The sequence below is a fragment of the Thermobacillus sp. genome (assembly GCF_003390775.1).
Classification (GTDB): domain Bacteria; phylum Bacillota; class Bacilli; order Paenibacillales; family Paenibacillaceae; genus Thermobacillus; species Thermobacillus xylanilyticus.
Genome location: NZ_QEWA01000017.1, coordinates 1 through 23,930 on the forward strand (window position 1 = coordinate 1; position 23,930 = coordinate 23,930).

The 23,930-nt window shown below is 62.9% G+C and carries 23 protein-coding genes; 22 read left to right on the forward strand and 1 reads right to left on the reverse strand.

Annotated elements, in window-relative coordinates; all coding sequences use genetic code 11:
* Positions 1 to 200: 200 nt before the first annotated feature.
* The 13 genes from C6W55_RS00850 (at position 201) to recO (ending at position 11,723) form a co-directional block, all read left to right on the forward strand.
* Positions 201 to 1,565 (forward strand): NfeD family protein, encoded by a 1,365-nt coding sequence (locus C6W55_RS00850; protein WP_286890910.1) that lies wholly within the window; start codon positions 201 to 203, stop codon positions 1,563 to 1,565.
* A 39-nt stretch (positions 1,566 to 1,604) separates the two neighbouring features.
* On the forward strand, positions 1,605 to 2,600 hold the full coding sequence (gene floA, locus C6W55_RS00855; protein WP_286890911.1) for a flotillin-like protein FloA: 996 nt from the start codon (positions 1,605 to 1,607) through the stop codon (positions 2,598 to 2,600).
* A 29-nt stretch (positions 2,601 to 2,629) separates the two neighbouring features.
* Positions 2,630 to 3,205, forward strand: coding sequence for a hypothetical protein (locus tag C6W55_RS00860; protein ID WP_286890912.1), 576 nt, complete (start codon positions 2,630 to 2,632; stop codon positions 3,203 to 3,205).
* Positions 3,206 to 3,375: 170 nt separating this feature from the next.
* Positions 3,376 to 3,654: a sporulation protein YqfC gene (yqfC, locus tag C6W55_RS00865; protein WP_015255226.1), complete on the forward strand. Its 279-nt coding sequence runs from the start codon at positions 3,376 to 3,378 to the stop codon at positions 3,652 to 3,654.
* Positions 3,655 to 3,668: 14 nt separating this feature from the next.
* Positions 3,669 to 4,862, forward strand: a complete 1,194-nt coding sequence (gene yqfD, locus C6W55_RS00870) for a sporulation protein YqfD (RefSeq protein ID WP_286890914.1) — start codon at positions 3,669 to 3,671, stop codon at positions 4,860 to 4,862.
* Between the two features lie 4 nt (positions 4,863 to 4,866).
* The gene (locus C6W55_RS00875) at positions 4,867 to 5,844 is read left to right on the forward strand and encodes a PhoH family protein (RefSeq protein WP_286890915.1); all 978 of its coding nucleotides are present in this window, start codon (positions 4,867 to 4,869) and stop codon (positions 5,842 to 5,844) included.
* A gap of 96 nt (positions 5,845 to 5,940) precedes the next feature.
* Positions 5,941 to 8,184: an HD family phosphohydrolase gene (locus C6W55_RS00880; RefSeq protein WP_286890916.1), complete on the forward strand. Its 2,244-nt coding sequence runs from the start codon at positions 5,941 to 5,943 to the stop codon at positions 8,182 to 8,184.
* Positions 8,185 to 8,676, forward strand: a complete 492-nt coding sequence (gene ybeY, locus C6W55_RS00885) for an rRNA maturation RNase YbeY (protein ID WP_286890917.1) — start codon at positions 8,185 to 8,187, stop codon at positions 8,674 to 8,676.
* The gene (locus C6W55_RS00890; RefSeq protein ID WP_286890919.1) at positions 8,676 to 9,050 is read left to right on the forward strand and encodes a diacylglycerol kinase family protein; all 375 of its coding nucleotides are present in this window, start codon (positions 8,676 to 8,678) and stop codon (positions 9,048 to 9,050) included. The genes ybeY and C6W55_RS00890 overlap by 1 nt, the downstream gene beginning before the upstream one ends.
* A gap of 91 nt (positions 9,051 to 9,141) precedes the next feature.
* Positions 9,142 to 9,609, forward strand: coding sequence for a cytidine deaminase (cdd, locus tag C6W55_RS00895; RefSeq protein ID WP_286890921.1), 468 nt, complete (start codon positions 9,142 to 9,144; stop codon positions 9,607 to 9,609).
* Positions 9,606 to 10,553: a GTPase Era gene (gene era, locus C6W55_RS00900; protein WP_286890922.1), complete on the forward strand. Its 948-nt coding sequence runs from the start codon at positions 9,606 to 9,608 to the stop codon at positions 10,551 to 10,553. The genes cdd and era overlap by 4 nt, the downstream gene beginning before the upstream one ends.
* Positions 10,554 to 10,738: 185 nt before the next feature.
* The gene (locus C6W55_RS00905; protein WP_015255218.1) at positions 10,739 to 10,891 is read left to right on the forward strand and encodes a YqzL family protein; all 153 of its coding nucleotides are present in this window, start codon (positions 10,739 to 10,741) and stop codon (positions 10,889 to 10,891) included.
* A 34-nt stretch (positions 10,892 to 10,925) separates the two neighbouring features.
* Positions 10,926 to 11,723: a DNA repair protein RecO gene (gene recO / locus C6W55_RS00910; RefSeq protein WP_286890923.1), complete on the forward strand. Its 798-nt coding sequence runs from the start codon at positions 10,926 to 10,928 to the stop codon at positions 11,721 to 11,723.
* 77 nt (positions 11,724 to 11,800) lie between these two features.
* Here the strand turns inward: recO and C6W55_RS00915 are convergent, their stop codons facing one another.
* Complete coding sequence (locus tag C6W55_RS00915; protein ID WP_286890925.1) at positions 11,801 to 13,093, reverse strand: ISNCY family transposase; 1,293 nt, start codon at positions 13,091 to 13,093, stop codon at positions 11,801 to 11,803.
* 444 nt (positions 13,094 to 13,537) lie between these two features.
* Here C6W55_RS00915 and glyQ point away from each other — a divergent pair, with 444 nt between their 5' ends.
* The 9 genes from glyQ (at position 13,538) to C6W55_RS00960 (ending at position 23,797) form a co-directional block, all read left to right on the forward strand.
* Positions 13,538 to 14,425, forward strand: a complete 888-nt coding sequence (gene glyQ / locus C6W55_RS00920) for a glycine--tRNA ligase subunit alpha (protein WP_015255216.1) — start codon at positions 13,538 to 13,540, stop codon at positions 14,423 to 14,425.
* Positions 14,418 to 16,496, forward strand: coding sequence for a glycine--tRNA ligase subunit beta (gene glyS / locus C6W55_RS00925; protein WP_286890928.1), 2,079 nt, complete (start codon positions 14,418 to 14,420; stop codon positions 16,494 to 16,496). The genes glyQ and glyS overlap by 8 nt, the downstream gene beginning before the upstream one ends.
* A gap of 21 nt (positions 16,497 to 16,517) precedes the next feature.
* Positions 16,518 to 17,363 carry a pyruvate, water dikinase regulatory protein gene (locus C6W55_RS00930; protein ID WP_213483998.1) on the forward strand — a complete coding sequence of 282 codons (846 nt, stop codon included), beginning with the start codon at positions 16,518 to 16,520 and terminating at the stop codon, positions 17,361 to 17,363.
* A 115-nt stretch (positions 17,364 to 17,478) separates the two neighbouring features.
* The gene (locus C6W55_RS00935; protein WP_286890930.1) at positions 17,479 to 17,949 is read left to right on the forward strand and encodes a YaiI/YqxD family protein; all 471 of its coding nucleotides are present in this window, start codon (positions 17,479 to 17,481) and stop codon (positions 17,947 to 17,949) included.
* Positions 17,950 to 17,983: 34 nt separating this feature from the next.
* A complete protein-coding gene (gene dnaG, locus C6W55_RS00940) occupies positions 17,984 to 19,843 on the forward strand; it encodes a DNA primase (protein ID WP_286890935.1) in 1,860 nt (619 codons plus the stop codon).
* An 18-nt stretch (positions 19,844 to 19,861) separates the two neighbouring features.
* Complete coding sequence (rpoD, locus tag C6W55_RS00945) at positions 19,862 to 20,986, forward strand: RNA polymerase sigma factor RpoD (protein ID WP_015255211.1); 1,125 nt, start codon at positions 19,862 to 19,864, stop codon at positions 20,984 to 20,986.
* Positions 20,987 to 21,084: 98 nt separating this feature from the next.
* Positions 21,085 to 21,915: a hypothetical protein gene (locus C6W55_RS00950; protein WP_286890932.1), complete on the forward strand. Its 831-nt coding sequence runs from the start codon at positions 21,085 to 21,087 to the stop codon at positions 21,913 to 21,915.
* Positions 21,912 to 22,715 carry a tRNA (adenine(22)-N(1))-methyltransferase gene (locus C6W55_RS00955; RefSeq protein ID WP_015255209.1) on the forward strand — a complete coding sequence of 268 codons (804 nt, stop codon included), beginning with the start codon at positions 21,912 to 21,914 and terminating at the stop codon, positions 22,713 to 22,715. Before C6W55_RS00950 ends, C6W55_RS00955 begins: the two co-directional genes overlap by 4 nt.
* On the forward strand, positions 22,682 to 23,797 hold the full coding sequence (locus C6W55_RS00960) for a Nif3-like dinuclear metal center hexameric protein (RefSeq protein ID WP_015255208.1): 1,116 nt from the start codon (positions 22,682 to 22,684) through the stop codon (positions 23,795 to 23,797). The genes C6W55_RS00955 and C6W55_RS00960 overlap by 34 nt, the downstream gene beginning before the upstream one ends.
* The last annotated feature ends 133 nt before the right edge of the window (positions 23,798 to 23,930 follow it).

The window sequence follows — 23,930 nt, forward strand, 5'->3', positions numbered from 1 at the left end:
TTACCTGGAACTTTGTTAACCTTACGGAACCGCCGTATGCGGACCCGCATGTACGGTGGTGTGAGAGGTCGGGGGCTAGCCGCCCCCTCCTACTCGATTCGGACGCTGCGGTCCGGTACATACAATGAGAGCGTTGTATCCGCCGGCTGCGAAAGTTTTGCCCGTACGGCAATAATCTAACTTCGAGGGAGGCGAGATACATGCGACCGTTGAATGTAAGAAGCCGGCTGCGGGCGGCGGCTGCGGCCCTGATGCTGCTCGCCGCGCTGGCGGCAATCGTCCCCGCGGCGCAGGCCGCGGATGCGGGCGCGGGCGGCGCCGGTCCGGCCGTCTACGTCATCCCGGTCCGACAGACGATTGAATCCGGGCTCGAGGCGTTCCTGAAGCGGGCGTTCCGCGAAGCGGAAGAAGTGCGGGCCGAACGCATCGTGCTCGTCATCAACACGAACGGAGGCCGGCTCGAGAACGCGCAGAACATCGGCGATCTGGTTGGCGCAAGCCCGGTCCCGGTCACCGCTTTCGTGGAGAGCAAGGCGTTCTCTGCGGGTGCGTACATCGCGCTCAACGCGGATCAGATCGTCATGCGGCCGGGCAGCTCCATCGGCGCGGCGGCCATGGTGGACGCGGCCGGCAATCTGGTGGACAATCCGAAGCAGATCTCGGCCTGGACGGCGGAAATGCGGGACGCGGCGGAAGCGTCCGGGCGCGACCCGAACATCGCCGCCGCGATGGCCGACCCGAATTACCGGGGCGAGCTCCCCGGCATCGGCCGGGACCCGGGCGGCATCCTGACACTGACCGCGGAAGAGGCGCTCCGCGTCGGCTATGCCGACCATCTGGCCGATTCGGTGGAAGAAGTGATCGCATGGCTCGGCCTGGAGCAGCGCGCCGTCGTCCATGTCGAACCTTCGCTTGCCGAACGGGCCGCCCGGGTGCTGACGCAGCCCGGCGTCATGCTGCTGCTCCTGATCATCGGCATCGCCGGCATCGTCATCGAGATGCTGGTGCCGGGGTTCGGCGTTCCGGGGGTCGTCGGCCTTCTGGCGCTGGTGCTGTACTTCTTCGGCCAGTACGTGGCGGGATTCGCCGGCATGGAGTCCGTCGCCCTGTTCGTCGCCGGCATCATCCTGCTCGTGCTGGAACTGTTCGTGCCGAGCTACGGGATTCTCGGCATTCTCGGCGGGGCGGCGATCATCGGCGGCATCGCCACCGCCGCCTACGATGCCGGCGACGCCGTCACCACCCTGCTCTATGCGCTCGGGGCGGCGGCGGTGCTGGCTGCGGTCGCGGGCTACATTTTCCGCAGACGGGGCGTCTGGAACAAATTCATTCTGCGTGAATCGCTCACGTCCGAGGAAGGCTATCTGTCGACGGAAGCGCGTACGGATCTGGCAGGAAAATCGGGTACCGCGCTGACGCCGCTCCGTCCGGCGGGCGTCGTCCTGATCGACGGCGAGCGGATCGACGCCGTGTCGGAAGGCGGCTTTGTCGAACCCGGCGCGCGGGTCAGGGTGGTGCGCGCGGAAGGTCTGCGGGTCGTGGTGAAAGAGTCGAAAGACGAATAACAAGCGGCTTCAGGGCCGCGGATCGCGGAGGTTGGAAAAATGGATCCGAATTCGCTCATTGCGATTTTTGTGGTTGTGGCATTGGTCGTTGTCGCGTTGTTCGTGTTCTTCAGCTTTGTTCCGGTCATGCTCTGGATCTCGGCGCTGGCGTCCGGCGTCCGCATCAGCATGATCACGCTGGTCGCCATGCGGCTTCGCCGCGTCGTGCCGAGCCGGATCGTGAACCCGCTCATCAAGGCGACGAAAGCCGGGTTGGGGCTTACGATCAACCAGCTGGAAAGCCATTACCTCGCCGGCGGCAATGTCGACCGCGTCGTCAACGCGCTGATCGCGGCGCAGCGGGCGAACATTCCGCTCGGCTTCGAGCGGGCGGCGGCGATCGACCTCGCCGGCCGGGACGTGCTGCAGGCGGTGCAAATGAGCGTCAATCCGCGCGTCATTGAAACGCCGTTCGTCTCGGCCGTCGCGAAGGACGGCATCGAGGTCAAGGTGCGCGCTCGGGTGACGGTGCGGGCGAACATCGACCGGCTCGTCGGCGGCGCCGGCGAAGAGACGATCATCGCCCGCGTCGGCGAGGGCATCGTCAGCACGAACGGCTCCGCGAACTCGCACAAGGAAGTGCTTGAAAATCCGGACATGATCTCGCGCACGGTGCTTAACAAGGGCCTCGACGCGGGCACGGCGTTCGAAATTCTGTCGATCGACATCGCGGACGTGGACATCGGCAAGAACATCGGCGCGCAGCTCCAGACGGAGCAGGCGGAAGCCGACAAGCGGATCGCGCAGGCGAAGGCGGAAGAGCGCCGCGCGATGGCGGTTGCGCTCGAGCAGGAGATGCGCGCCCGCGTCGTCGAGATGCGCGCGAAGGTCGTCGAATCCGAAGCCGAGGTGCCTCGTGCGATGTCCGAAGCGCTGCGCAGCGGCAAGATCGGCGTCATGGACGTGCTGAACATGCGCAACATTGAAGCCGACACGCTGATGCGCGATTCGATCGGCAAGTCCGGCAGACCGGCGAACAATGATGAGGAAGCATGATGCGGCGGTTGCCGGCGCGGAGGTGAACGATGGAAGCGATCCTCTCGTTTCTGTTCGATAACCCGTTTCTGACGATCATTCTGCTTTTCTTCCTGTTCTCCATGCTCGGCCGGACCGGCCGGAAAGGCGGTGGTAACCGGATGCCGGATTTCGGCAGCGGTCCCGGCGGCTGGCAGGCGCCCGGGCGGGGGATGCCGCGCGGTTCCGGACGTTCCGGCGAAATGCGCGGCCGCACCGATCTTTCGCGGCGTCCGGAACGCAGGGATGCCGGCGGAGGGGAACCCGCATTTCCGCGCGAATGGAGGCCCGCACAGCCGCAGGAGGCGCGGGAGCGGATGGCGGACCCGCGTCCGGTCCGCATGGAGCCGTCGCCGCCGGCCGCTTCCCCGGCCGCATCAGCGTTGACAGCAGCCCATGAAGCGGCTGATTCCGCTTCCGCAGCGATTGACGGCGCTTCCCGGGTGGCGCCCGCCCTGCAGGTGGAGCGGGCGTCCGGCCGTCCGATCGCCGGGCAGGAGGAACTGCGCCAAGCCGTCCTCTGGGCCGAAATTCTCGGCCCGCCGCGCGCGCGTTCCCCGCATGGCCGGCGCCGCATCGGGCGCTGAGACGTTTTACCCCCTTGCCGAACAGCAAGGGGGTTTTTGATTTTGTGTGTCAGAAGTGCAGCTGGTGAAAATCTGCCCGTTCGCACACCCTGCTCCGGCCCCCGCTCCCCTCATATTTCCGCAGCCCGCCGCATAGTTTTGTAAGGTACAAGGGAGGGAGCGGATCCGCCATGCGCCGAATCAACCACCGCTTGCGCCAATGGACAGCCCGGGTACTCGAACTTCCGCAGGATGTCGTGTTCGATCTGCCGCGCCTTACGATGATCGGCGACCGGCAGCTCTATATCGAGAACCACCGGGGCGTGCTCCATTTCTCGCCGGACATGCTGCGGCTTGCGTTGCCGAACGGCAAGCTCGAGGTGTCGGGAAAGGATCTGGTCATCCGCGGAATCTGGACGGAAGAAGTGTTCGTGGAGGGCATCATTACGCAAGTTTCGATCAACGGATAAGGGGCGTGGAACGGGTGAAGGTAACATGGTTTCATGCCGTGCGCGGCTGTGTGACGGTCCGCATCGCCGGCTCCGGGACGGAACGGCTGCTGAGCGATGCGGCGGGGGACGGAATCGAATTGCTCGCCTTGCGCCGGACAAGCCCGGGGGAGATCGAATGCATCGTGACGGTGGGCGACTTTTCCCGGCTGCGTCCGCATTTGCGCCGGACAGGCTGTCGGCTCAGGATCGTCGGAAAGCGCGGGCTGCCGTTTCAATTGGCGCGGATCGGCCGGAGGAAGTTCTTCGCGGCGGGGCTCGTGTTGTTTTTCATCGGACTCTATCTGCTCTCCTCGCTCATCTGGCGCATCGAGATCGAAGGGAACGAGCGGCTGACGGACGAGCAGATTTTGGCGGCGGCGCGGGCGGAAGGGTTGCACGTCTTCCAGTGGTCGTTCCGTCTTCCGGGAGCCGAAGAATTGTCGCGCAGGCTGAACACCGCGCTGCCCGGCACGGCCTGGGTCGGCGTGGAGAAGCGCGGCACGCTGGTTACGATCCGCATCGTCGAGACGACCGAGCCGGAGCCGCGGACCTTGCTCAGCCCCCGCCATCTGATCGCGAAAGAAGACGCGGTCGTCACCCGCATCACCGCGACCCGCGGCCGTCCCGTCGTGAAGAAAAATCAGCGCGTGAAAAAGGGCGATGTCCTGATTTCCGGCATTCTCGGCGGGGATGGTTTGCATGTGAATGTGCCGGCCGAAGGGACGGTGAGGGGCCTCGTCTGGCACGAATACGACATCACGTCGTCGCTGGTCCGCAAGGCGAAGACGTATACGGGCGAGCGGCGCACGGTCTGGCACGCCGTGCTGGGAGACCGCAGCCTGAAAGTCAGCGGGTTCGGCGAGCCGCCGTTCGCCAAATACGAGTCCGTCCTCCGGCAGGAGAACGCGGCCTGGCGCGGCATCGTGCTGCCGATCGGCCGCATCCGGGAGACGCAGCTGGAAGTAACGTTCGTGGAGCGGCGGTTGACGGAGGAAGAGGCGGCGGCCGAAGGGCTGCTGCAGGCCCGCGCCGACATCCTGCGGAAGGCTGGCGCGGACGCGGTGATCCGGGCGGAAAAGATTTTGCATCGAAAGACCGAGAATGGTAAAGTTTATATGAAAGTACTGTTCGAAGTGGAACAGTCGATCACTGATGAAATGCCGCTAGTTCAACCACAAGGAGAATGACGATTTGCACGAGAAGACGGGAACCGTCCGAATTCCGCTGGCCAGCGCGGCGGAAGGACTGGCTTTATTCGGTCCGCAGGACAAGTATCTGCAGCTCGTCGAGCGCGGGATGGAAGCGGAGATCCGTTCCCGGGACGCCGAAATTGTCATCACGGGTCCGGAGCATGAGCTGGCTGCCCTCGAGCAGCTCTACAGCGTGCTGCTGGAGCTTGTCCGGGGAGGCTACACGCCTTCCGAGCGCGATTTCGCCTACGCGCTGGAACTGGCGCGGGAACTGAAGGCGGACGAGCTGCTTGATCTGTTCAAAACGTCCATCACGACGACGTACCGGGGCAAGCCGATCCAGTTCAAGACGCTCGGCCAGCGCCGCTACGTCCAGGAGATCCGGAAGAAAGACATCGTGTTCGGCATCGGACCGGCCGGCACGGGGAAAACCTATCTCGCCGTCGTCCTCGCGGTCGCGGCGCTGAAGGAAGGCAAGGTCAAGCGGATCGTGCTGACGCGGCCCGCGGTGGAAGCGGGCGAAAATCTCGGTTTTCTGCCGGGCGACCTGCAGGAGAAAGTCGATCCATATCTCAGACCGCTGTACGATGCGCTGCATGACGTCATGGGACCGGATCAGTCGGCGAAAGCGTTCGAACGGGGCATCATCGAGGTCGCCCCGCTGGCCTACATGCGAGGCCGGACGCTGGACGATTCGTTCATCATTCTCGACGAAGCGCAGAACACGACGCCCGAACAGATGAAGATGTTCCTCACCCGGCTCGGTTTCGGTTCCAAAATGGTCATCACGGGCGACGTGACGCAGATCGACCTGCCCCGGGGCAAGCATTCCGGCCTGATCGAAGCCCGGCGCATCCTGGGCGGGATCGAGGAGATCGGTTTTGTCGAACTCACCGAGTCGGACGTTGTCCGCCATTCGCTTGTGCAGCAAATCATCACGGCGTATGCGCGCGCGGAAGAAGAGGCGGCCGGAAGATAGAACGGCCGGCCGCAGGACAGGGAGACTGCCGGACCGCAGGCGGGTCCGGCCGGAGAATTACACGGCGCCGTCCAGGCAGCAAAGGAGGAATGCCGCATGAGTATGAGCGGTGCGGCGGTCCGGGATTCGGACCACGGACGGCCTGCAGGATGGAAGCAGAGCGCGGCGGTTCGCTGGCTGCTGCTGCTTCTGTTCGTGCTGCTGTTTTGCGCCGTTCTGTCGCCGCGGCTCATTCCGAAGACTTACAATCTGGAGCTCGGCAGCGTCAGCACCCGCGACATTGCCGCGCCCCGGCAATGGGAGGATGAACGGGCGACCGAACTCGCGAAGGAGCAGGCGGCGGAAAGCGTGGAGCCGAAATACTCCATCGTGGCCTTGCGCAACGAGACGCTGGTCGACCAGATCGTCGACCGCATGGAACAGCTCAACGCGGACACAGATGTCTCGTTCGACAACAAGGTCGAGATCTATCGCCGCGAGATTCCGGCGCGGTACGACGCGTTCGTCGACAAGTTCGCCGCCGACAACCGCGGTTCGGAGACGTACAATCCCGGCCTGCTGGAAGAGATGGCGCGCAACGTCAAGGAGCAGCGCTATACGATTCCGGAGGAGACGTTCTACAAGCTGCCGCTGCTTACCGGCCAGCGGCTGCAGGAAATCCGCCAGGTTGCGGCCGAGGCCGTGCGCAGGCTGATGTCCGAGCAACTGACCGATGCCGAGACCGCCCGCGCGAAAGTGGCCGAACTCGTCAACACAAGTTCCCTCGACGACCGCACCGACCGGGAAATCGCCGCCGAGCTGGCACGCTTTGCCATCATGCCGAACAAGTTCTACGACCAGCAGGCGACCGAGAAGGCGCGGGCGCAGGCGCGGGAGAACACGCCGCCCGTCGTGATCAAGGAAGGAGACATCGTCGTCCGGAAGAACCAGACGATCACGCCGGAAATCTATGAACGGCTGGAAGGCCTGGGGCTGCTCAAGAGCTCCACGAACGTCTGGCCGTATTTCGGGCTTGTCATCTTCGCGCTGCTGTCGGCGCTGGCGATTTACAGCTACCTGGAACACGTCGGCCTGCCCGGAAGCGGTTCGAACGTGAAATACGGCAACTCGCAGCTGCTCATGCTGCTCATGATCTTCGCGCTGAACCTGCTGGCGATGGCGATCGTGGCGCTGATCCAGACATCGGACACCTGGTACCTCGGGTATCTGGCGCCGGCCGCGCTTGGACCGGTGCTCATCGCGCTGCTGCTCGACCTCAACCTCGCGATCGTGTCGGCCATCGTGTTCGCGGCGGCGGGCAGCATTTTGTTCAATACGGAGAGCGGACGGATTTTCGATTTCACGTTCGGGTTCGTCATCCTGGTCATCTCGCTGACGGCGGTCTTCGCCGTCCATCGCGCCGGCCAGCGTTCGACGCTGCTGAAGGCAGGAGTGCTGGCCAGCCTGTTCGGGACGGCGGCGGTTCTCGCGCTGCTCTCGTTCGGCGAGCTGCCGCCGCGCATGGAGATCATCTATTCGGCCGCCTGCACGTTCGCCGGCGGGTTGCTCACCGTCGTGCTCGTCATCGGCCTGATGCCGTTCTTCGAGCTGTCGTTCGGCATCCTCTCGGCACTCAAGCTGATCGAACTGTCGAACCCGAACCATCCGCTGCTGCGCAAGCTGCTGACCGAGACGCCGGGAACCTATCACCACAGCGTCATGGTCGGCAACCTGTCCGAAGCGGCGGCGGAAGCGATCGGCGCGAACGGCCTGCTGTGCCGCGTCGGCTCGTTCTATCACGACATCGGCAAGACGAAGCGACCGGGCTACTTCATCGAGAACCAGAATCACATGGAGAACCCGCACGATTCGATCGATCCGAAGCTGAGCCGTTCCATCATCATCGCCCACGCGCGCGACGGCGTGGAGATGCTCAAAGCGCACAACATTCCGAAGCCGATCCGCGACATCGCGGAACAGCATCACGGCACGACGCTGCTGAAATATTTCTACCACAAGGCGGTCAAACAGGCGGAGGCGGCCGGCGTCGAACCGGACTTCACGGAGGACGATTTCCGCTACCCCGGACCGAAAGCGCAATCGAAAGAAGCGGCCATCGTCGGCATTGCGGACTGCGTCGAAGCGGCCGTCCGCTCGCTGCACAATCCGACGATCGAGCAGATCGAGTCGATGATCAACAAGATCATCAAGAGCCGGCTGGACGACAACCAATTCAACGAATGCGACCTGACGTTGAAAGAGCTGGACAAGATCGCGCAGACGTTGAAAGAGACGGTGGTCGGCATCTTTCATTCGCGCATTGAATACCCCGAAGACGTGAAACCGAAGGAGAAAGCGTAAATGGGTCTGACGCTCGAATGGAGCAACGAACAGGACGCCATGGCACTTGAGGACGGATGGATCGCGCGGCTGGAGCAACTGCTTCGGCTCGCCGGCGAAGCGGAGGGCATCGAAGACGGAGAGGTGGCGCTCACCTTCGTCGACGATGCCCGCATCCGCGAATTGAACCGCGAATACCGGGGCATCGACCGGCCGACCGATGTACTGTCGTTCGCCATGCAGGAAGGCGACGAGCCGGACATCGTGTTCGACGAATGGGAAGACGGAGAAACCGACCCGGTTTCCGGCATGCTCGGCGACATTGTCATCTCGCTGGAGCGCGCGAAGGCGCAGAGTGAGGAGTACGGCCATTCGCTGGAGCGGGAAATCGGCTTTCTGTTTGTGCACGGGTTTCTCCATCTGCTTGGCTACGACCATCAGACCGCGGAGGAAGAGGCGGTCATGTTCGCCCGGCAGGAAGAAATTTTGCAGCGGGCGGGGTTGACCCGGTAATGCGCCGCTTCCTGTGCAGCCTGAAGTTCGCTGCGGGCGGCATTGCGCTGGGCGTCTGCAGGGAGCGGAACATGCGCATCCACCTGATCGCGACGGCCGCCGTCGTGCTGCTCGCGATCTGGCTCGATGTCCGGCCCGTGGAATGGGCCGTCCTGCTCGCCCTGTGCGGGCTTGTCATCGGCCTCGAGCTGGTCAACACGGCGGTGGAGCGCGTCGTCGACCTCGTCAGCCCGGAGCGCCATCCGCTGGCGAAGGAAGCGAAGGATGCGGCCGCGGGAGGCGTGCTGGCCGCGGCAATATTCGCGGCCCTGGCCGGGCTGATCGTACTGGGGCCCCCGCTGTGGCACAAGCTTCAGGAGCTGTTCGGGCTGTAAGGCGGTAACCGGGCTTCGGACAAAGGCAGACTTGAAAATGTCCCGTGAACGGAATGGCAACACAGACAGACGGAAAGGAGCGCCGCTGCTGATGAGCGGTAACGCATCATCCCTGATCGAAGAGCGGGAAGCGCTGTCCCTGCTTGAAGCGGCAGCCGAAGCGCGGACCCGCGCCTATATTCCCTATTCCGGCTTCGCGGTGGGCGCCGCGCTGCTGGATGCGGAAGGCGGCATCCACTTCGGATGCAATATCGAGAACGCCGCCTACGGCCCGACGAACTGCGCCGAGCGGACGGCGCTGTTCAGCGCCGTCGCGGCCGGCCGGCCGCCGCGCAGCTTCCGCGCAATCGCCGTCACGGCGGATACCGCCGAGCCGGTGACGCCGTGCGGCACCTGCAGGCAGGTGCTTGCCGAGCTGTGCGCTCCGGACATGCCGGTCGTGCTGGGCACGATTCGCGGTCCGTGGCGGGTGACCACGGTCGCGGAGCTGCTGCCCGGCGCGTTCTCGTCGGCGCAGCTGGATGAAGACAGGGCACGGAAAGGGGGCGATCGCCCGTGAGCGAATGCTCGCAGAGCAAGGACAGGCAGGACAGGCCGGACGGACGGGACGACCGCTTTCGCTCAGGCTTCACCGCGATCGTCGGCCGGCCGAACGTCGGCAAGTCGACGCTGATGAACCATCTGATCGGCCAGAAAGTCGCGATCATGTCGGACAAGCCGCAGACGACGCGCAACAAGATCCACGGCGTCTACACGTCGGACCGGGCGCAGATCGTCTTCCTGGACACGCCCGGCATCCACAAGCCGACGTCGAAGCTCGGCGACTTCATGAACCGGTCGGCGGACAGCGCGTTGGCGGAAGTCGACGTCATCCTGTTCCTCGTCGACGTTTCGGAGGAGCTCGGCGGCGGCGACCGCTTCATCATCGAGAAGCTCAAGAAGACGAAAACGCCGGTGTTCCTCGTGATGAACAAGATCGACAAGGTGCATCCGGACGCGCTGCTGCCCGCCATCGCGAAGTATCGCGAGCTGTACGACTTCGCCGAGGTCGTGCCGATCTCCGCGCTGAACGGCAACAATGTGGGAACGCTGCTCGAGCAGATTATCCGCTACCTGCCCGAAGGCCCGATGTATTATCCGGCCGACCAGGTGACGGATCACCCCGAGCAGTTCATCGTCGCCGAGCTGATCCGGGAGAAAATTTTGCAGCTGACCTATGAGGAAGTGCCGCACTCGATCGCCGTGGCGACCGAGGAAATGCGCGTTCAGGAGAACGGGGTCGTGTACATCCGGGCGGTCATCTACGTCGAACGCGAATCGCAGAAGGGCATCATCATCGGCAAGCACGGCGCGATGCTGCGGGAAGTCGGCGCCGCTGCGCGGCAGGACATCGAAGCGCTGCTCGGCTCGCGGATCTGGCTGGATCTCTGGGTGAAAGTGAAAAAAGACTGGCGCAACCAGGAACGGGTGCTGCGGGATTTCGGCTTCCGGCTGAACGATTGACCCGGGTCCTGTGATCGCCGTGCGGCGCCGGCCCTGGCAAACGCCAGGCGCTGCTGGTCCGAACTCCCTCGGATAGCGCGCCGTCGGGCGTCGCATCCTAATCTTCGCAAGAGGCGTGCATTTCTGCCCGAAGGTTGGTCCGGCAGCGGGCCGGCTTTCAGCGGCGTAGAAAGGATGAAGTTCGCATGCGCGATTTCTCTTGGAAGATTTTCACGTTGACCGGAGATGTGGATGCGTTCTTGCTGTACCGGGAGATGGACGAACTGAGCGAGCGGGAGAAAAAGCCGACGCCGGAATCGCTGGATTCGCTCGACAACTGGGAGGAAATGGCGGACTGAGGAAGGCGTTCGGCACGGGGGGAGAGGCGGACGCGTGCTGATTCGGGTACAAGGCGTCATCATCCGATCGATGGATTACGGGGAAGGCGGCAAAATTGTTACGCTGCTGACCGAGACGCACGGCAAGACGGGCGTGCTGATCCGCGGCGCCAGCAAGCCGAGGAGCCGCTACGGTTCGCTTGCCCTTCCTTTTACATACGGCGAATTCGTCTATTTCAAAGGGTCGGGGCTCGGCACGCTGAGCAGCGGCGAGATCATCCGCTCCCATCACAAGCTGCGCGAGCAGATCGATCTGGCCGCCCACGCGGCCTACGTCGCGGAACTGACGGACCGGGCGCTGCAGGACGAGGAAGCGGGGAGCTGGATCTTCGCCCAGCTGCTCGCTTGTCTTGCTGCGCTGGAAGACGGCAAGGATGCGGCGGTGACGACGCATGTGTACGAGATGAAGATTCTGCAGGCGGCCGGCTATGCGCCGGTGCTCGACCGCTGCGTCTCCTGCGGCCGGCCGGACGGGCTCGCCGCGCTCGCGCCGGCGCTCGGCGGCGCGGTCTGCCCGGCGTGCCGCGCGGGCGAGCAGCAGGTGCTGCAGCTCGGCGACAAGGCGCTCAAGCTGCTGCGGCTGTTCGCCGCCGTCGATCTCAGGCGGCTCGGCGAAGTGAATGTCGGTCCGGAGACGAAGGCGGCCGTCCGCCGCGGGATGCGCGCCCTGGTCGATGCGCACCTGCCGCACAAGCTGAAGTCGCGGGCGTTTCTCGATTCGCTGGACGCGCTCGGACAGCCGCCTGTACCGCCGGTCCCGGACGGTGAAGCCGGTACGGAGCCGCGCGGCTGAATATGTCAATCGTCTGTGAAAATGTCACCTTAACTCGTCTGTGAAAATGTCACTTTTTGAATGTACCAAGTCACCGGTCAGGTGACTTGGCCTGGCGCGAAATTTGTGTTACGCTGAAGCTGCTTTGGACTCCATGCCAACCTCCATGGATGGTTGGCGGCGGGCTTGCGGGGTGGCGCAGGTTCCGCCTTTTTTGTTGGAGTCGCAGGATCACGTACCGGCTTTTCCGTCTCCTTCAGCGCGATGGCCTGACCATGATGCCATACGAGCACCTCACCGGTGAGCGTCTCACGCACCTCAACCGTTGCGCTGGCGTCGAAACGGAACTTGCAAGGCTTGGCGAACGTATACACCTTCCCGTTGTATGAGAGCGTGTTTCCGTGTCCCGGTTTTCGGTACTTGCGGGCCGTGAACACATGCTCCAACTTGACGGACGGATCCGGCTCCATGTATGCCGATTTCGCTTGTTTGGGCTGGACGGCAAACTTGCGATTGTGCTTCTCCAGCAGCTTGGGCAGCGCTTCGTTGGCCTCCTCGATCGTCTTCACGCCGAGCAGCCGCAGCTCAATCACCAGGCGATCCTGAAACGTCCCCCAGAGGCGTTCGATGCGGCCTTTCGCTTGCGGCGAGAGGGCCTTGATATGCTCGATGTGCAGCTCCGCCATTGCCTTGCCGAAGTCGGATAGCGGTTTGGTTTCGCCTGCCAGTTCCTGCTCAAGCGACAGCGTTTCATGGGGTGACCGGAAGATGGTATGTTTGTCGCTGTAAAGCCCCAGCGGCACGCCGTAGTTCCGGATGCCTTGCATCATGACCAGCGAGTAGCCTTCGCGGCATTCCGTGGGCCTGAACACGGCGCCAACGACGGTACCTGTCGCATCGTCGATGGCGGCATGGAGGGTGAAGGACGGTGCCCGATCCTCCAGCCAGGCGTAAGGCGTCGCATCGATCTGCCACAGCATGCCCGCTTGCGGCTTTCGCTGGCGCGGTTGATGAGCCTTCTTGCGCCGACGCGGTTTGGCTTGCTTGATGCCTTTGGACAGTAAAATGCGTCTTACGCTGGGTGTGCTGAGCTTAATCGATTCGTGTTCCTCCAAAAGCTCCGCAAAGTGGCAGTTGTTGCTGCCGTGATACGTTGTGGTGTACAACTCGACGACGTGATCTTTGACTTCCTCCGGGATCGCGTGTTTCGGCTTTCTTCCCCGATTACCGTGGGCCAGTGCCTGGGCGCCTCCTTCTTCCACATATTTCTTCTTCAGCCGAATCACTTGCCGGACGCCGAGTCCGAGTGCCGCCGCTCCTTCCGCGTTGGTCATGTGTCCGTCGAGGATTTTCTCCACCACAAGTACCTTTTTCCATTCTGCTCTGGTCAATGTCACTCTCTCCTGTCCCATAGTGACATTATCTCAGAACAGTTATACCGTGACATTATCACAGAACAACGACATGAGTGATTGCGGAATATTGACATGGAAGCGAAAACCTGTTATATTGTTTAAATATGAATATGGACTATGACGGAGAAAGTAGTCGGCAATCAGGCGCGTATGAAGCGAGCCGGGGATGGTGCAAGCCCGGCCGGTCTGGCCGGACGAAACGGCGCTCCCGAGTCCTGGTGCGAATGAAGGCGGGCTGTCCGCGTGAGGCAAGCGGCCAGCCAAGCAGGGTGGAACCGCGGGAGATGCTCCCGTCCCTGCGTCCGGATGCGGGCGTGAGGGACGGGAGTTTTTTGGCGTGGCACCGCCGCACGGCCGCATGCCGACGGCGTCCCGCGCGGCCGCCGGATGGAATCCATTCGAAGCGAAGGAGTGCATGGCATGAATTTTCAGGGCATCATCCTGACGCTGCAGCAGTTCTGGGCGGAACAGGGCTGCGTCGTCGTCAACCCGTACGATGTCGAGACGGGCGCCGGAACGCTCAACCCGATGACGTTCCTCCGGTCCATCGGTCCGGAGCCGTGGAACGTCGCGTACGTCGAGCCTTCCCGCCGTCCCGCCGACGGCCGCTACGGCGAGAACCCGAACCGGCTCTATCAGCATCATCAGTTTCAGGTCATCATGAAACCGTCTCCGGACAACATCCAGGAAATTTACCTGGAAAGCCTGAAACGGCTCGGCGTCGATCCGCGCCATCACGACATCCGGTTCGTCGAAGACAACTGGGAACATCCGGGTCTCGGCGCGTGGGGGCTCGGCTGGGAAGTATGGCTGGACGGGATGGAAGTGACCCAGTTCACCTATTTCCAGCAGGTCGGCGGTCTCGAAATGAATCCGGTAGCGGTCGAGATCACGTACGGCCTGGAGCGGCTTGCCTCCTACATTCAGGACAAGGAAAACGTCTTCGAGCTCGAGTGGGTCGACGGCGTCACGTACGGCGACGTGTTCCTCCAGCCGGAGTACGAGCACTCGAAATATACCTTTGAAGTGTCGGATACGCCGATGCTGTTCAACCTGTTCAATCAATATGAAGCGGAAGCGAAGCGCGCACTGGAGCAAAATCTCGTATTTCCGGCCTACGATTACGCGCTGAAATGTTCGCATACGTTCAACCTGCTGGATGCGCGGGGCGCGATCAGCGTGACGGAGCGGACGGGTTATATCATGCGCGTGCGCAATCTGGCCCGGCAATGCGCCGCGGTCTACCTGGCAGAACGGGAGCGGCTCGGATTCCCGCTGCTGAAGAAGGAGGTGACGCCGAATGGCTGAAGATTTGCTCCTGGAGATCGGAATGGAAGAAGTGCCCGCGCGGTTTGTCCGCGGCGCCATGGATCAACTGAAGGCGAAGACGGCCGATTGGCTGGATGCGTCGCGCATCGCATATGAAGGCATTGAAGCGTATGCGACGCCGCGCCGTGTCGCGGTGCTCGTGCGCGGCGTTGCCGGCAAGCAGGCCGACATCCGCGAAGAAGTGCGCGGACCGTCGCGCAAGATTGCGCTGGATGAGAATGGCGGCTGGAGCAAGGCGGCGCTCGGTTTCGCCCGCAGCCAGGGCGTGCAGCCGGAGCAGCTCTTCTTCAAGGAGAACGGCGGCGTCGAGTACGTGTACGCCCTGAAGAGCGGCGAAGGCGCGCCGACGATCGAGCTGCTGCCGGAAGGACTTGCAGGGATCATTACGTCGATGACATTCCCGAAAAGCATGCGCTGGGGCAGCTATGATCTTCGGTTCGTCCGTCCGATCCGGTGGATCGTGGCGCTGTACGGAGATGCCGTCGTGCCGCTCGAGATCGCCGGCGTGAAGAGCGGCAATGTGACGCGCGGCCACCGGTTCCTCGGCGCCGAGACGGCTATCGCGAGGCCCGGCGAATATGCGGCCAAGCTGCGGGAGCAGCACGTCATCGCGGACGTCAAGGAGCGCGAGGCGGAAATTCTCCGGCAGATCGAAGCGCTTAAAGCCGAGCGCGGCTGGAACATCGCGGTGAAGGACGATCTGCTCGAAGAGGTGCTGTTCCTCGTCGAGTACCCGACCGTCCTGTTCGGCACGTTCGATCCGGCGTTCCTGAACATTCCGCAGGAAGTGCTGATCACCTCGATGCGCGAACACCAACGGTATTTCCCGGTGCTGGATCGCGAAGGCAAGCTGCTGCCGTACTTCGTCACGGTGCGCAACGGCGACAGCACCTCGATCGAGCTGGTGCAGCGGGGCAACGAGAAGGTGCTGCGGGCGCGGCTCTCGGACGCGAAGTTCTTCTATGAAGAAGACCAGAAGCTCACGATCAATGAGGCGCTCGCGAAGCTGGAGACGATCGTCTGGCACGAGGAACTCGGCACGCTGGGCGAGAAGGTGCGCCGCATCCGGCGGACGGCGGACGCCGTCGCTTCCCGCGTGACGGAAGACGAAGCGGCGCGGGCGGACATCAGCCGCGCGGCGGATATCTGCAAATTCGACCTCGTCACGTCCATGGTGTATGAATTCCCGGAACTTCAGGGCATCATGGGAGAAGATTACGCCCGCAAGCTGGGTGAACGCGAAGCGGTCTGCCGCGCGGTGAACGAACATTACCGTCCGCGCCATGCGGGCGACGAGCCGGCCGAAGGGCTTGTGGGCGCCGTCGTCGGCATCGCCGACAAGATCGATACGATCGTCGGCTGCTTCTCGATCGGCATCGTGCCGACCGGCTCGCAGGATCCGTACGCGCTGCGCCGCCAGGCGGCCGGCATCGTGCAGTCGATGATCGCGCACCGGCTGGGCCTCAAGCTCGGCGAACTGTTCGGCATCGCGCTTGACGTCTACGAGGAGCGCGGACTGAAGCGCGGCCGCGAAGACATTCTGCGCGATCTGTACGAATTCTTCGGTCTGCGCGTCCGGAACGCGTTGTCGGAAGCGGGCATCCGGTACGATGTGGCCGACGCGGTCATGGCGTCCGGCTTCGACGATCCGCTGCTTGCGGTGAAGCGGGCGGAAGCGGTCGCGGAGGCGGTTCGGCAGGGCGAGTCTTTCAAGGCTGCCGTCGACGCATTCAACCGGGTGTGCAATCTGGCGGCGAAAGCCGAGCAGACGAAGATTGATCCGTCGCTGTTCGAGGACGATGCGGAACGGAAGCTGCACGAGGCCCGCGGGTCCGTGAGCGGCCGCGCGGAAGAAGCGCTGTCGTCCGGCGATGCGGCGGGGGCGTTGGCCGTCCTCACGGAACTGAAAGACCCGATCAACGCCTATTTCGACCGGGTCATGGTCATGACGGACAATCCGGCGGTCCGTGCCAACCGGCTGGCTTCGCTGGCCGCCGTCGCGGCCGACATTCGGCGGGTCGCGGATTTCTCGAAAATCGTCTGGTCGTAATATGCGGAAAGGTGCGGCGACATGAACGGCAATCGGTTTGATGAAGCATCCCGCCATTGCGTCATTTATGCCGTCTCGGACTCGGCCGGCGAGACCGGCGAAGCCGTCGTCCGCGCGGCGGTCGCGCAGTTCACTAACGCGCGGACGGAGATCCGGCGCCGGCCATTCGTGACGGACAAGTCGCATATCGCTGCCATCGTCGCGGAAGCGCGGGACGAGCAGGCGATCATCCTGTATACGCTGGTACTGCCGCATCTCCGCGAAGCGATGGCGCAGCATGCGCTGCGGGACGGCGTCCTGGCGATCGATGCGCTCGGGCCGCTGCTCGACGGCCTGGAATGGCGCACCGGCATCAAGCCGGAATACAGGCCGGGACTGAACCATCAGCTCGACGCGGACTATTTCCGCCGGGTGGAAGCGGTCGAATTCGCCGTGAAGCATGACGACGCGAAAGATCATTCCGGCATCCTGAAAGCCGACATCGTGCTGATCGGCGTGTCCCGGACGTCGAAGACGCCGCTGTCGATGTATCTCGCCCATCGCAAGTTCAAGGTTGCGAACGTGCCGCTCGTGCCGGAACTGAAGCTCCCGGACGAGCTGCTGCGCGTCCCGCGGTCGCGCATTGTCGGCCTGACGATCGGCAAGGAGGATCTGAACCAGATCCGGAAGGAGCGGCTGAAGGCGCTCGGCCTGCCCGACACCGCGCCGTACGCCGCCCCGGATCGGATTGAACGGGAGCTCACCTACGCCAGGGAAGTGATGGACCGGCTCGGATGCGTCGTCATCGACGTCTCTCGCCGGGCGGTTGAAGAGACGGCCAGCCTGATCATGGAGCATGTCCGGAATGCCGGCGTTCAGCCGTTCTGAACGCGGCGCGGGACGAACGGATCGGTGCGGGACGGGTACGGAAGGAATTGCGGCTCGTATGGCGAATATATTTTCTATAAGTAGGAATAAGAACGTAAGACGAGGGTGTGCGGCAATGAGCGGCGGTGATGTCCGGATCGTGGTGGATGCGGATGCCTGTCCCGTGAAGCGGGAAATTGCCGACACCGCCAGGCAATTCGGTGTTCCGGTGATGCTCGTCGCCTCGTACGACCACGCGCTGGTCCCCGAACCGGGCGTCGAGGTGCGGCAGGTGGAACGCGGACGCGACGCCGTCGATCTGTACATCTCGAACCTGATCCGCCCGGGCGACATCGTCGTGACGCAGGACTTCGGACTGGCGGCGATGGCCCTGGCGAAGCGGGCGACGGTGCTTTCGAACCGCGGCCAGCGGTACCGGAACGAGACGATCGACTTTCTCATGGCGAGCCGGCATGATCAGGCGAAGGCGCGGCGGGCCGGAGGACGGACGAAAGGGCCGCGGGCGATGACCCGCGAGGACCGGATGCGATTTCAACAAATGCTGACAAAAGTTTTGCAGGATATGCAGGATAATGATGACAGGTAGAGAATACTAATACGTGTTATTCAGGATGAAGGTGATGTGGATGGCCGGCGGCAGAATACCGGAAGACGTCATTCAGGCTGTCCTGCGGGCGCATGACATCGTCGAGACGGTCGGCCGGACCGTGCACCTGACGAAGAGCGGCAAGTATCTGAAAGGATTGTGTCCGTTTCATTCGGAGAAGACACCTTCGTTCACCGTCACCCCTGAGAAAGGGATTTTCCACTGTTACGGCTGCGGCAAGAGCGGCAGCGTCATCCGATTTCGTATGGAGCTTGAAGGTTACTCCTTTCCGGAAGCCGTGCGCATCATGGCCGAGGAAGCGGGCATTCCGCTGCCCCGCGGCGCGGGCGTTCCGGAAGAGCCGACCGCCGCTCAGCTTGAACGGCAGAAGCTGATCGAGGCGCATGAATATGCGGCAAAATTCTACCACTATCTGCTCCAGAACACCGAACACGGCAGAGAAGCGAAGGCTTATCTGAAGCGCCGCGGCATGTCGGACAAGCTGATCGACCAGTTCATGATCGGATATGCGCCCGAACGCGGGGACCTCTTGACCGGTTTTCTGGACAAGCGGGGCTACGATCTGCGGCTGATGGAGAAGGGCGGGCTGGTCGCTTCTCGCAGCGACGGCACCGGCTTCTTCGACCGGTTCCGGGGACGGATCATGTTTCCGATCCGGGACCGCGAAGGCCGCATGATCGCGTTCGCCGGCCGCATCCTGCACGACGGACAGCCGAAATATTTGAATTCGCCGGATTCCTTGTTGTTCAACAAGAGCCGCGTGCTGTACAACTTCCACGAAGCGCGGCCGGAAATCCGGAAATCGGGGAGGGTTGTCCTGTTCGAGGGCTACATGGACGTCATACGGGCTTGGGATGCCGGCGTGCGGAACGGCGTCGCGTCGATGGGCACGTCGTTCACGGAGGAGCACGTCGCCATGCTCCGCCGCGTCGCGGACGAAGCGGTAATCTGCTACGACGGCGACGATGCGGGCCAGGCGGCGGCGCTGAAGTCGGCGGCAATGTTCGAAAACGCCGGCATGCCGGTGAAAGTCGTCTTGCTGCCCGGCGGACTGGATCCCGACGAATACATCGGGAAATACGGTCCGGAATCGTTCGTGCGCGACATGGTCAACCAGCCGGTGTCCGCCGTCAAATTTAAATTAATATTTCTGCGCAAAAACCATAAACTGCTAGAAGACGAAGGACGCAAAGATTACGTGCTCGAAGCGGTGCGCATGATCGCCGGTCTCGATTCGCCAGCCGAAAGGGAGTTTTACCTGAAGGAACTGTCGCGGGAGTTCGAATTTCCGCTGGAGACGCTGAAGCAGGAGTGCTTCGAAATTCGGGCCGCCGCGCAAAAAAACCGTCCCGCCGGGGATAAGTTGGGCAATCGGTGGAATAATGGTAGGAATGAAACGGCTCGCCCGCCCGTCGGACGGATGCCGGAGCCGCCGGGACGTCATCACATCGAACGAACGCTGCTGTACTGGATGATGCATGACGCGGAAGCAGCCGAATATGTGCATGACAAACTGGGAGACGCCTTCCAGGTGGAAGACCACGCGGCGATCGCCGCTTATCTCTATGCCTACTATGCACAAGGCCACGAGCCGGATGTCACCCGATTTTTCTCGACCCTCCAGGACGAACGATTGGAACGGACTGCCGCCTCCATTCTCAGCATGGAGACCGTGCCGCCCTGCACGAGCGACAATTTGGACGCTTTCGTGGAGGAGGTTCTGAAACGGCAGAGACTCACGGCTTTGAAAGAACGGGTGGAAGAGCGAATTCGCGCCGAACGGGCTGGCGACGCGCTGCGGGCCGCGCAGATCGCCATCGAAATCAATACCTTGGAGAGACAGTTGAGAGGAAAGGCCACGCGACCGTCCTAGGGAGGAGGGAGTCGGAGTATGACAAACGATCAACATACGGAACTGGATACGGAACAAAAGCTTGAAAGCGTCAAGGAACAGCTGATAGAGCTGGGCAAGAAGCGCTCATCCTTAACGTACAAAGAAATTATGGAAAAACTGTCCCCGTTCGATCAGGAACCGGAACAGATCGATGAATTTTTCGAACAGCTCGAAGACCTCGGCATCGAAGTGACGAACGATGGCGACGACCATCCGATGGCTTCGGGGGACGACGATCACGAGGAGCATGACGATTTCAACTTCGACGACGATCTTTCGCTGCCGCCGGGCATCAAGATCAACGACCCTGTCCGCATGTATCTGAAGGAAATCGGACGCGTTCCGCTGCTCACCGCCGAGGAGGAAATCGAGCTGGCGAAGCGGATCGAGCAGGGCGACGAAGATGCGAAGAGAAGGCTGGCGGAAGCGAATCTCCGCCTCGTCGTCAGCATCGCGAAGCGGTATGTCGGCCGCGGCATGCTGTTCCTCGATCTCATTCAGGAAGGCAACATGGGGCTCATCAAGGCGGTCGAGAAATTCGACCACGGCAAAGGCTTCAAATTCAGCACCTATGCGACCTGGTGGATCCGTCAGGCGATCACGCGGGCGATTGCCGATCAGGCGCGGACGATCCGCATTCCGGTGCACATGGTCGAGACGATCAACAAGCTGATCCGGGTGTCGAGGCAGCTGCTTCAGGAATTGGGGCGCGAACCTACGCCGGAAGAAATTGCGGCGGAAATGGATCTCAGCGTGGACAAAGTGCGGGAGATCATGAAGATCGCGCAGGAGCCGGTCTCGCTCGAAACGCCGATCGGCGAGGAAGACGATTCCCATTTGGGCGATTTCATCGAAGACCAGGAGGCGCTTGCGCCGGCAGACGCGGCGGCCTACGAACTGCTGAAGGAGCAGCTCGAAGATGTGCTCGACACGCTGACCGAGCGCGAGGAGAATGTCCTCAGGCTCCGTTTCGGTCTGGATGACGGCCGCACCCGCACGCTGGAGGAAGTCGGCAAGGTGTTCGGCGTCACGCGCGAGCGGATCCGCCAGATTGAGGCGAAGGCGTTGCGCAAGCTGCGGCATCCGAGCCGGAGCAAACGGCTGAAAGATTTCCTGGAGTGACAGGAATGCACGGGACCTGACTGCATCGGCAGGAGGGTCCTTTTTATCACCTGGGAAAAGGCGTGTCTACGCCGTCCTCGGAAAGGAACGAAAGCGGGATGAACGAGGAGCGCCGCAGAACGATCATCCGTGAGATCGACTATTGGCAGAAAAACAAACTGTTGCCGGATCAATATTGCGATTTCCTGATGAATCTGTACAAGACAGACGAAGAGATCGGGCGTCCCTCGTCCGGATGGGCGGGGCGCGCGGTGTCCGTCGTCAACGGAGCAAGCGGAAAGCAGTGGCTTCTTGCTTTTGGAATCTTTTCCGTGGTCTGTCTTGTCGTCCTTTATTTTAGCGCGTTTCACCCCGTATTGCAAACCGCGCTGACGCTCTTCGCCGTCGTGTTGCTGCTCTATTTCGGACTGAAGCGCCGGCGCAAGAGCGAACCGGTCGGGCTGACGCTGATCGGCCTCGGCATGCTGACGCTGCTGGTCGCGGGCATCGTCATGCTGCAGCTTCACGGGCTGGACACGCCGACGTGGACGGCACTGCTCCTGACCGGCTGCGGCCTGCTCTGGATCGTGTTCGGCATCGCGGCCCGGTTCCCGGTGCTGCACTATATCGGCTGGCTGGCGATCTTCCTCGTCTATGCCATGCTGCTGGCGCGGGGCAGCGAACATCCGGAGTGGTACGATGTGCAGCTTTTCTGGCTGCCCGCATCCTTCGTCTTCGGCTGGTTCAGCTGGTTCGTCCATCGCTGGTCGAAGCCTTCTTCCGCAGTGCTGTTCGCCGCGGCGGCGACGCTCTGGTTCATGCCGGAGCTGCATGCCGCCTTCCTGATGGGCCAGCCCCCCTGGATTCAACTGGCGCTCATCGCGAAGATCGCGATCGGCGGCAGTCTCATCTTTGCGCTCCGCAAGCAATGGACGGTGTGGGTGGCATGAAGGAGATTCAAACATCGGGACGCGGCTTGTCCAGGCGGCTGAGCGCCATTGCGGACCTGGTGCCGCCGGGCGCACGCGTCGCGGACATCGGGTCGGACCATGCGCTGCTTCCGGCCTGGCTGGTGTCCGCCGGCAAGTCGCCTTGCGCGGTCGCCGGCGAAGTGCGCGACGGCCCGCTGAAGGCGTCGGCGGCACGCATTGAAGCCGACGGGCTGGCGGACCGTGTCGCCGTCCGCAAGGGCGACGGACTGGCCGTCGTGGCCCCCGGAGAAGTCGATTGCGTCGTCATCGCGGGCATGGGCGGCGCCCTGATCGCCTCGATCCTGGAGGCGGGAGCTGCGGCGGGCAAGCTTGAAGGGGTGCGCACGCTGGTGCTGCAGCCGAATGTCGGGGAAGACCTCGTACGGCGATGGCTTCTGGACAAAGGATGGTATTTGGCGGTCGAGCGGATCGTGGAGGAAGACGGCCGATGGTACGAGATTCTGGCGGCACAGCGGTTGCCGGATGCGGACGGGCTCAACGCCGCCCTGTACGATGCGTCGTTCCTCAAGCTCGACCGGCCGGCCGAACGGAAAAAGGAACTGCTGCTGCGCATGGGACCGTGGCTGCTCCGCCAGCCGGATGAACGGCTGGCCGGCAAATGGCGGTCGGAACTTGAAAAGCTTGCGTTCATCAGCCGGCAGATCGAACGTTCCGATTCGCCGGATGCGGCAAGGCGTAGGCAGGAAGTGCTCGAGGAGATCAAGTTGATCGGGGAGGTGATGGCATGTTTGCAAGCGGACAATTCGTCGTCCAGCTGATGGAGCGGTTCGCGCCGCGACGGCTGGCGGTCGAAGGCGACCGCATCGGCCTGCAGGTCGGCACGCTGCAGAAAGAGATTCGGAAAGCGCTCGTGGCGCTTGATGTGACGGATGCGGTCGTCGACGAGGCGATCGCGGCCGGTGTCGATCTCATCATCGCGCATCACGCCGTCATTTACCGGCCGCTTCCGGCGATCGACACGTCGACGCCGGCGGGGCGCATTTATGAGAAGCTGATCAAGAACGACATCGCGGTTTACGTGGCGCATACGAATCTGGACACGGCGGAAGGCGGCATGAATGACTGGATGGCCGTTGCTTTGGGCATGGAATCCGAAGGCTGCCTGGAAGAAGTCCACGTCGATCCGCTGCTCAAGCTGGTCGTCTATGTGCCGGAGACGCACCGCCGGCAGGTGCAGGAAGCGGTCTGGCAGGCGGGCGCCGGGCAGATCGGGGAGTACGATTGCTGCAGTTTCGAGTTGGAAGGCACCGGCACGTTCCGTCCGGGCGAAGGAACGAACCCGCACATCGGCACGACCGGCAAGCTGGAGCGGGTGAAGGAGTTCCGGATCGAGACGATACTGCCCGAGTCGCTCAAGGGGGCGGTTGTGCAAGCGATGCTGAAGGCGCATCCTTACGAGGAGCCGGCGTACGATCTGTTTCCGCTCAAGCTGCAGGGAAAGGCGAGCGGTCTCGGCCGCTTCGGCCGGCTGAAGGAACCGGTGACGCTGGAGGCGTTCGCCCGCCATGTGAAGGAGGCGTTCGACGTGCCGTTCGTCCGCGTCGTCGGCGACCCGGACCGGGTCGTCCGGCGGGCCGCCGTGCTCGGCGGTTCCGGGGCGCGCTACATGCGCCATGCGCTGCGGGCCGGCGCGGACGTGTTCGTCACCGGCGACATCGACTACCACACGGCGCATGACGCGCTGGCCGTCGGCCTGGCGATCGTCGATCCGGGGCACAATGCGGAGAAGATCATGAAGGCGAAGACGGCCGAGCGGCTGGCGGCGGATCTCGCCGCGGCGGGGTATCTGACCGAGGTGATCCCGTCGGCCGTGCCGACCGAGCCGTTCCGGCTCGTGTAGGCGGAACACAATGCAGGGCGAAATTTACGGTTGAGCTTTCATTCAGCAGCATGTATACTGGAGGATGCGTCGGAAAGTCTGACAGACAATCGCCGGCGGCCTTTGTTGCCGCGGGAGGAAAGTCCGGGCTCCG

What these genes read in the sequence shown, in the direction of transcription:
- C6W55_RS00850 (WP_286890910.1), top strand. Translation starts at nt 201, where the DNA reads ATGCGACCGTTGAATGTAAGAAGCCGGCTGCGGGCGGCGGCTGCGGCC.
- floA (WP_286890911.1), top strand. Translation starts at nt 1,605, where the DNA reads ATGGATCCGAATTCGCTCATTGCGATTTTTGTGGTTGTGGCATTGGTC.
- C6W55_RS00860 (WP_286890912.1), top strand. Translation starts at nt 2,630, where the DNA reads ATGGAAGCGATCCTCTCGTTTCTGTTCGATAACCCGTTTCTGACGATC.
- yqfC (WP_015255226.1), top strand. Translation starts at nt 3,376, where the DNA reads ATGCGCCGAATCAACCACCGCTTGCGCCAATGGACAGCCCGGGTACTC.
- C6W55_RS00880 (WP_286890916.1), top strand. Translation starts at nt 5,941, where the DNA reads ATGAGTATGAGCGGTGCGGCGGTCCGGGATTCGGACCACGGACGGCCT.
- ybeY (WP_286890917.1), top strand. Translation starts at nt 8,185, where the DNA reads ATGGGTCTGACGCTCGAATGGAGCAACGAACAGGACGCCATGGCACTT.
- C6W55_RS00890 (WP_286890919.1), top strand. Translation starts at nt 8,676, where the DNA reads ATGCGCCGCTTCCTGTGCAGCCTGAAGTTCGCTGCGGGCGGCATTGCG.
- cdd (WP_286890921.1), top strand. Translation starts at nt 9,142, where the DNA reads ATGAGCGGTAACGCATCATCCCTGATCGAAGAGCGGGAAGCGCTGTCC.
- C6W55_RS00905 (WP_015255218.1), top strand. Translation starts at nt 10,739, where the DNA reads ATGCGCGATTTCTCTTGGAAGATTTTCACGTTGACCGGAGATGTGGAT.
- glyQ (WP_015255216.1), top strand. Translation starts at nt 13,538, where the DNA reads ATGAATTTTCAGGGCATCATCCTGACGCTGCAGCAGTTCTGGGCGGAA.
- glyS (WP_286890928.1), top strand. Translation starts at nt 14,418, where the DNA reads ATGGCTGAAGATTTGCTCCTGGAGATCGGAATGGAAGAAGTGCCCGCG.
- C6W55_RS00930 (WP_213483998.1), top strand. Translation starts at nt 16,518, where the DNA reads ATGAACGGCAATCGGTTTGATGAAGCATCCCGCCATTGCGTCATTTAT.
- C6W55_RS00935 (WP_286890930.1), top strand. Translation starts at nt 17,479, where the DNA reads ATGAGCGGCGGTGATGTCCGGATCGTGGTGGATGCGGATGCCTGTCCC.
- dnaG (WP_286890935.1), top strand. Translation starts at nt 17,984, where the DNA reads ATGTGGATGGCCGGCGGCAGAATACCGGAAGACGTCATTCAGGCTGTC.
- rpoD (WP_015255211.1), top strand. Translation starts at nt 19,862, where the DNA reads ATGACAAACGATCAACATACGGAACTGGATACGGAACAAAAGCTTGAA.
- C6W55_RS00950 (WP_286890932.1), top strand. Translation starts at nt 21,085, where the DNA reads ATGAACGAGGAGCGCCGCAGAACGATCATCCGTGAGATCGACTATTGG.
- C6W55_RS00955 (WP_015255209.1), top strand. Translation starts at nt 21,912, where the DNA reads ATGAAGGAGATTCAAACATCGGGACGCGGCTTGTCCAGGCGGCTGAGC.
- C6W55_RS00960 (WP_015255208.1), top strand. Translation starts at nt 22,682, where the DNA reads ATGTTTGCAAGCGGACAATTCGTCGTCCAGCTGATGGAGCGGTTCGCG.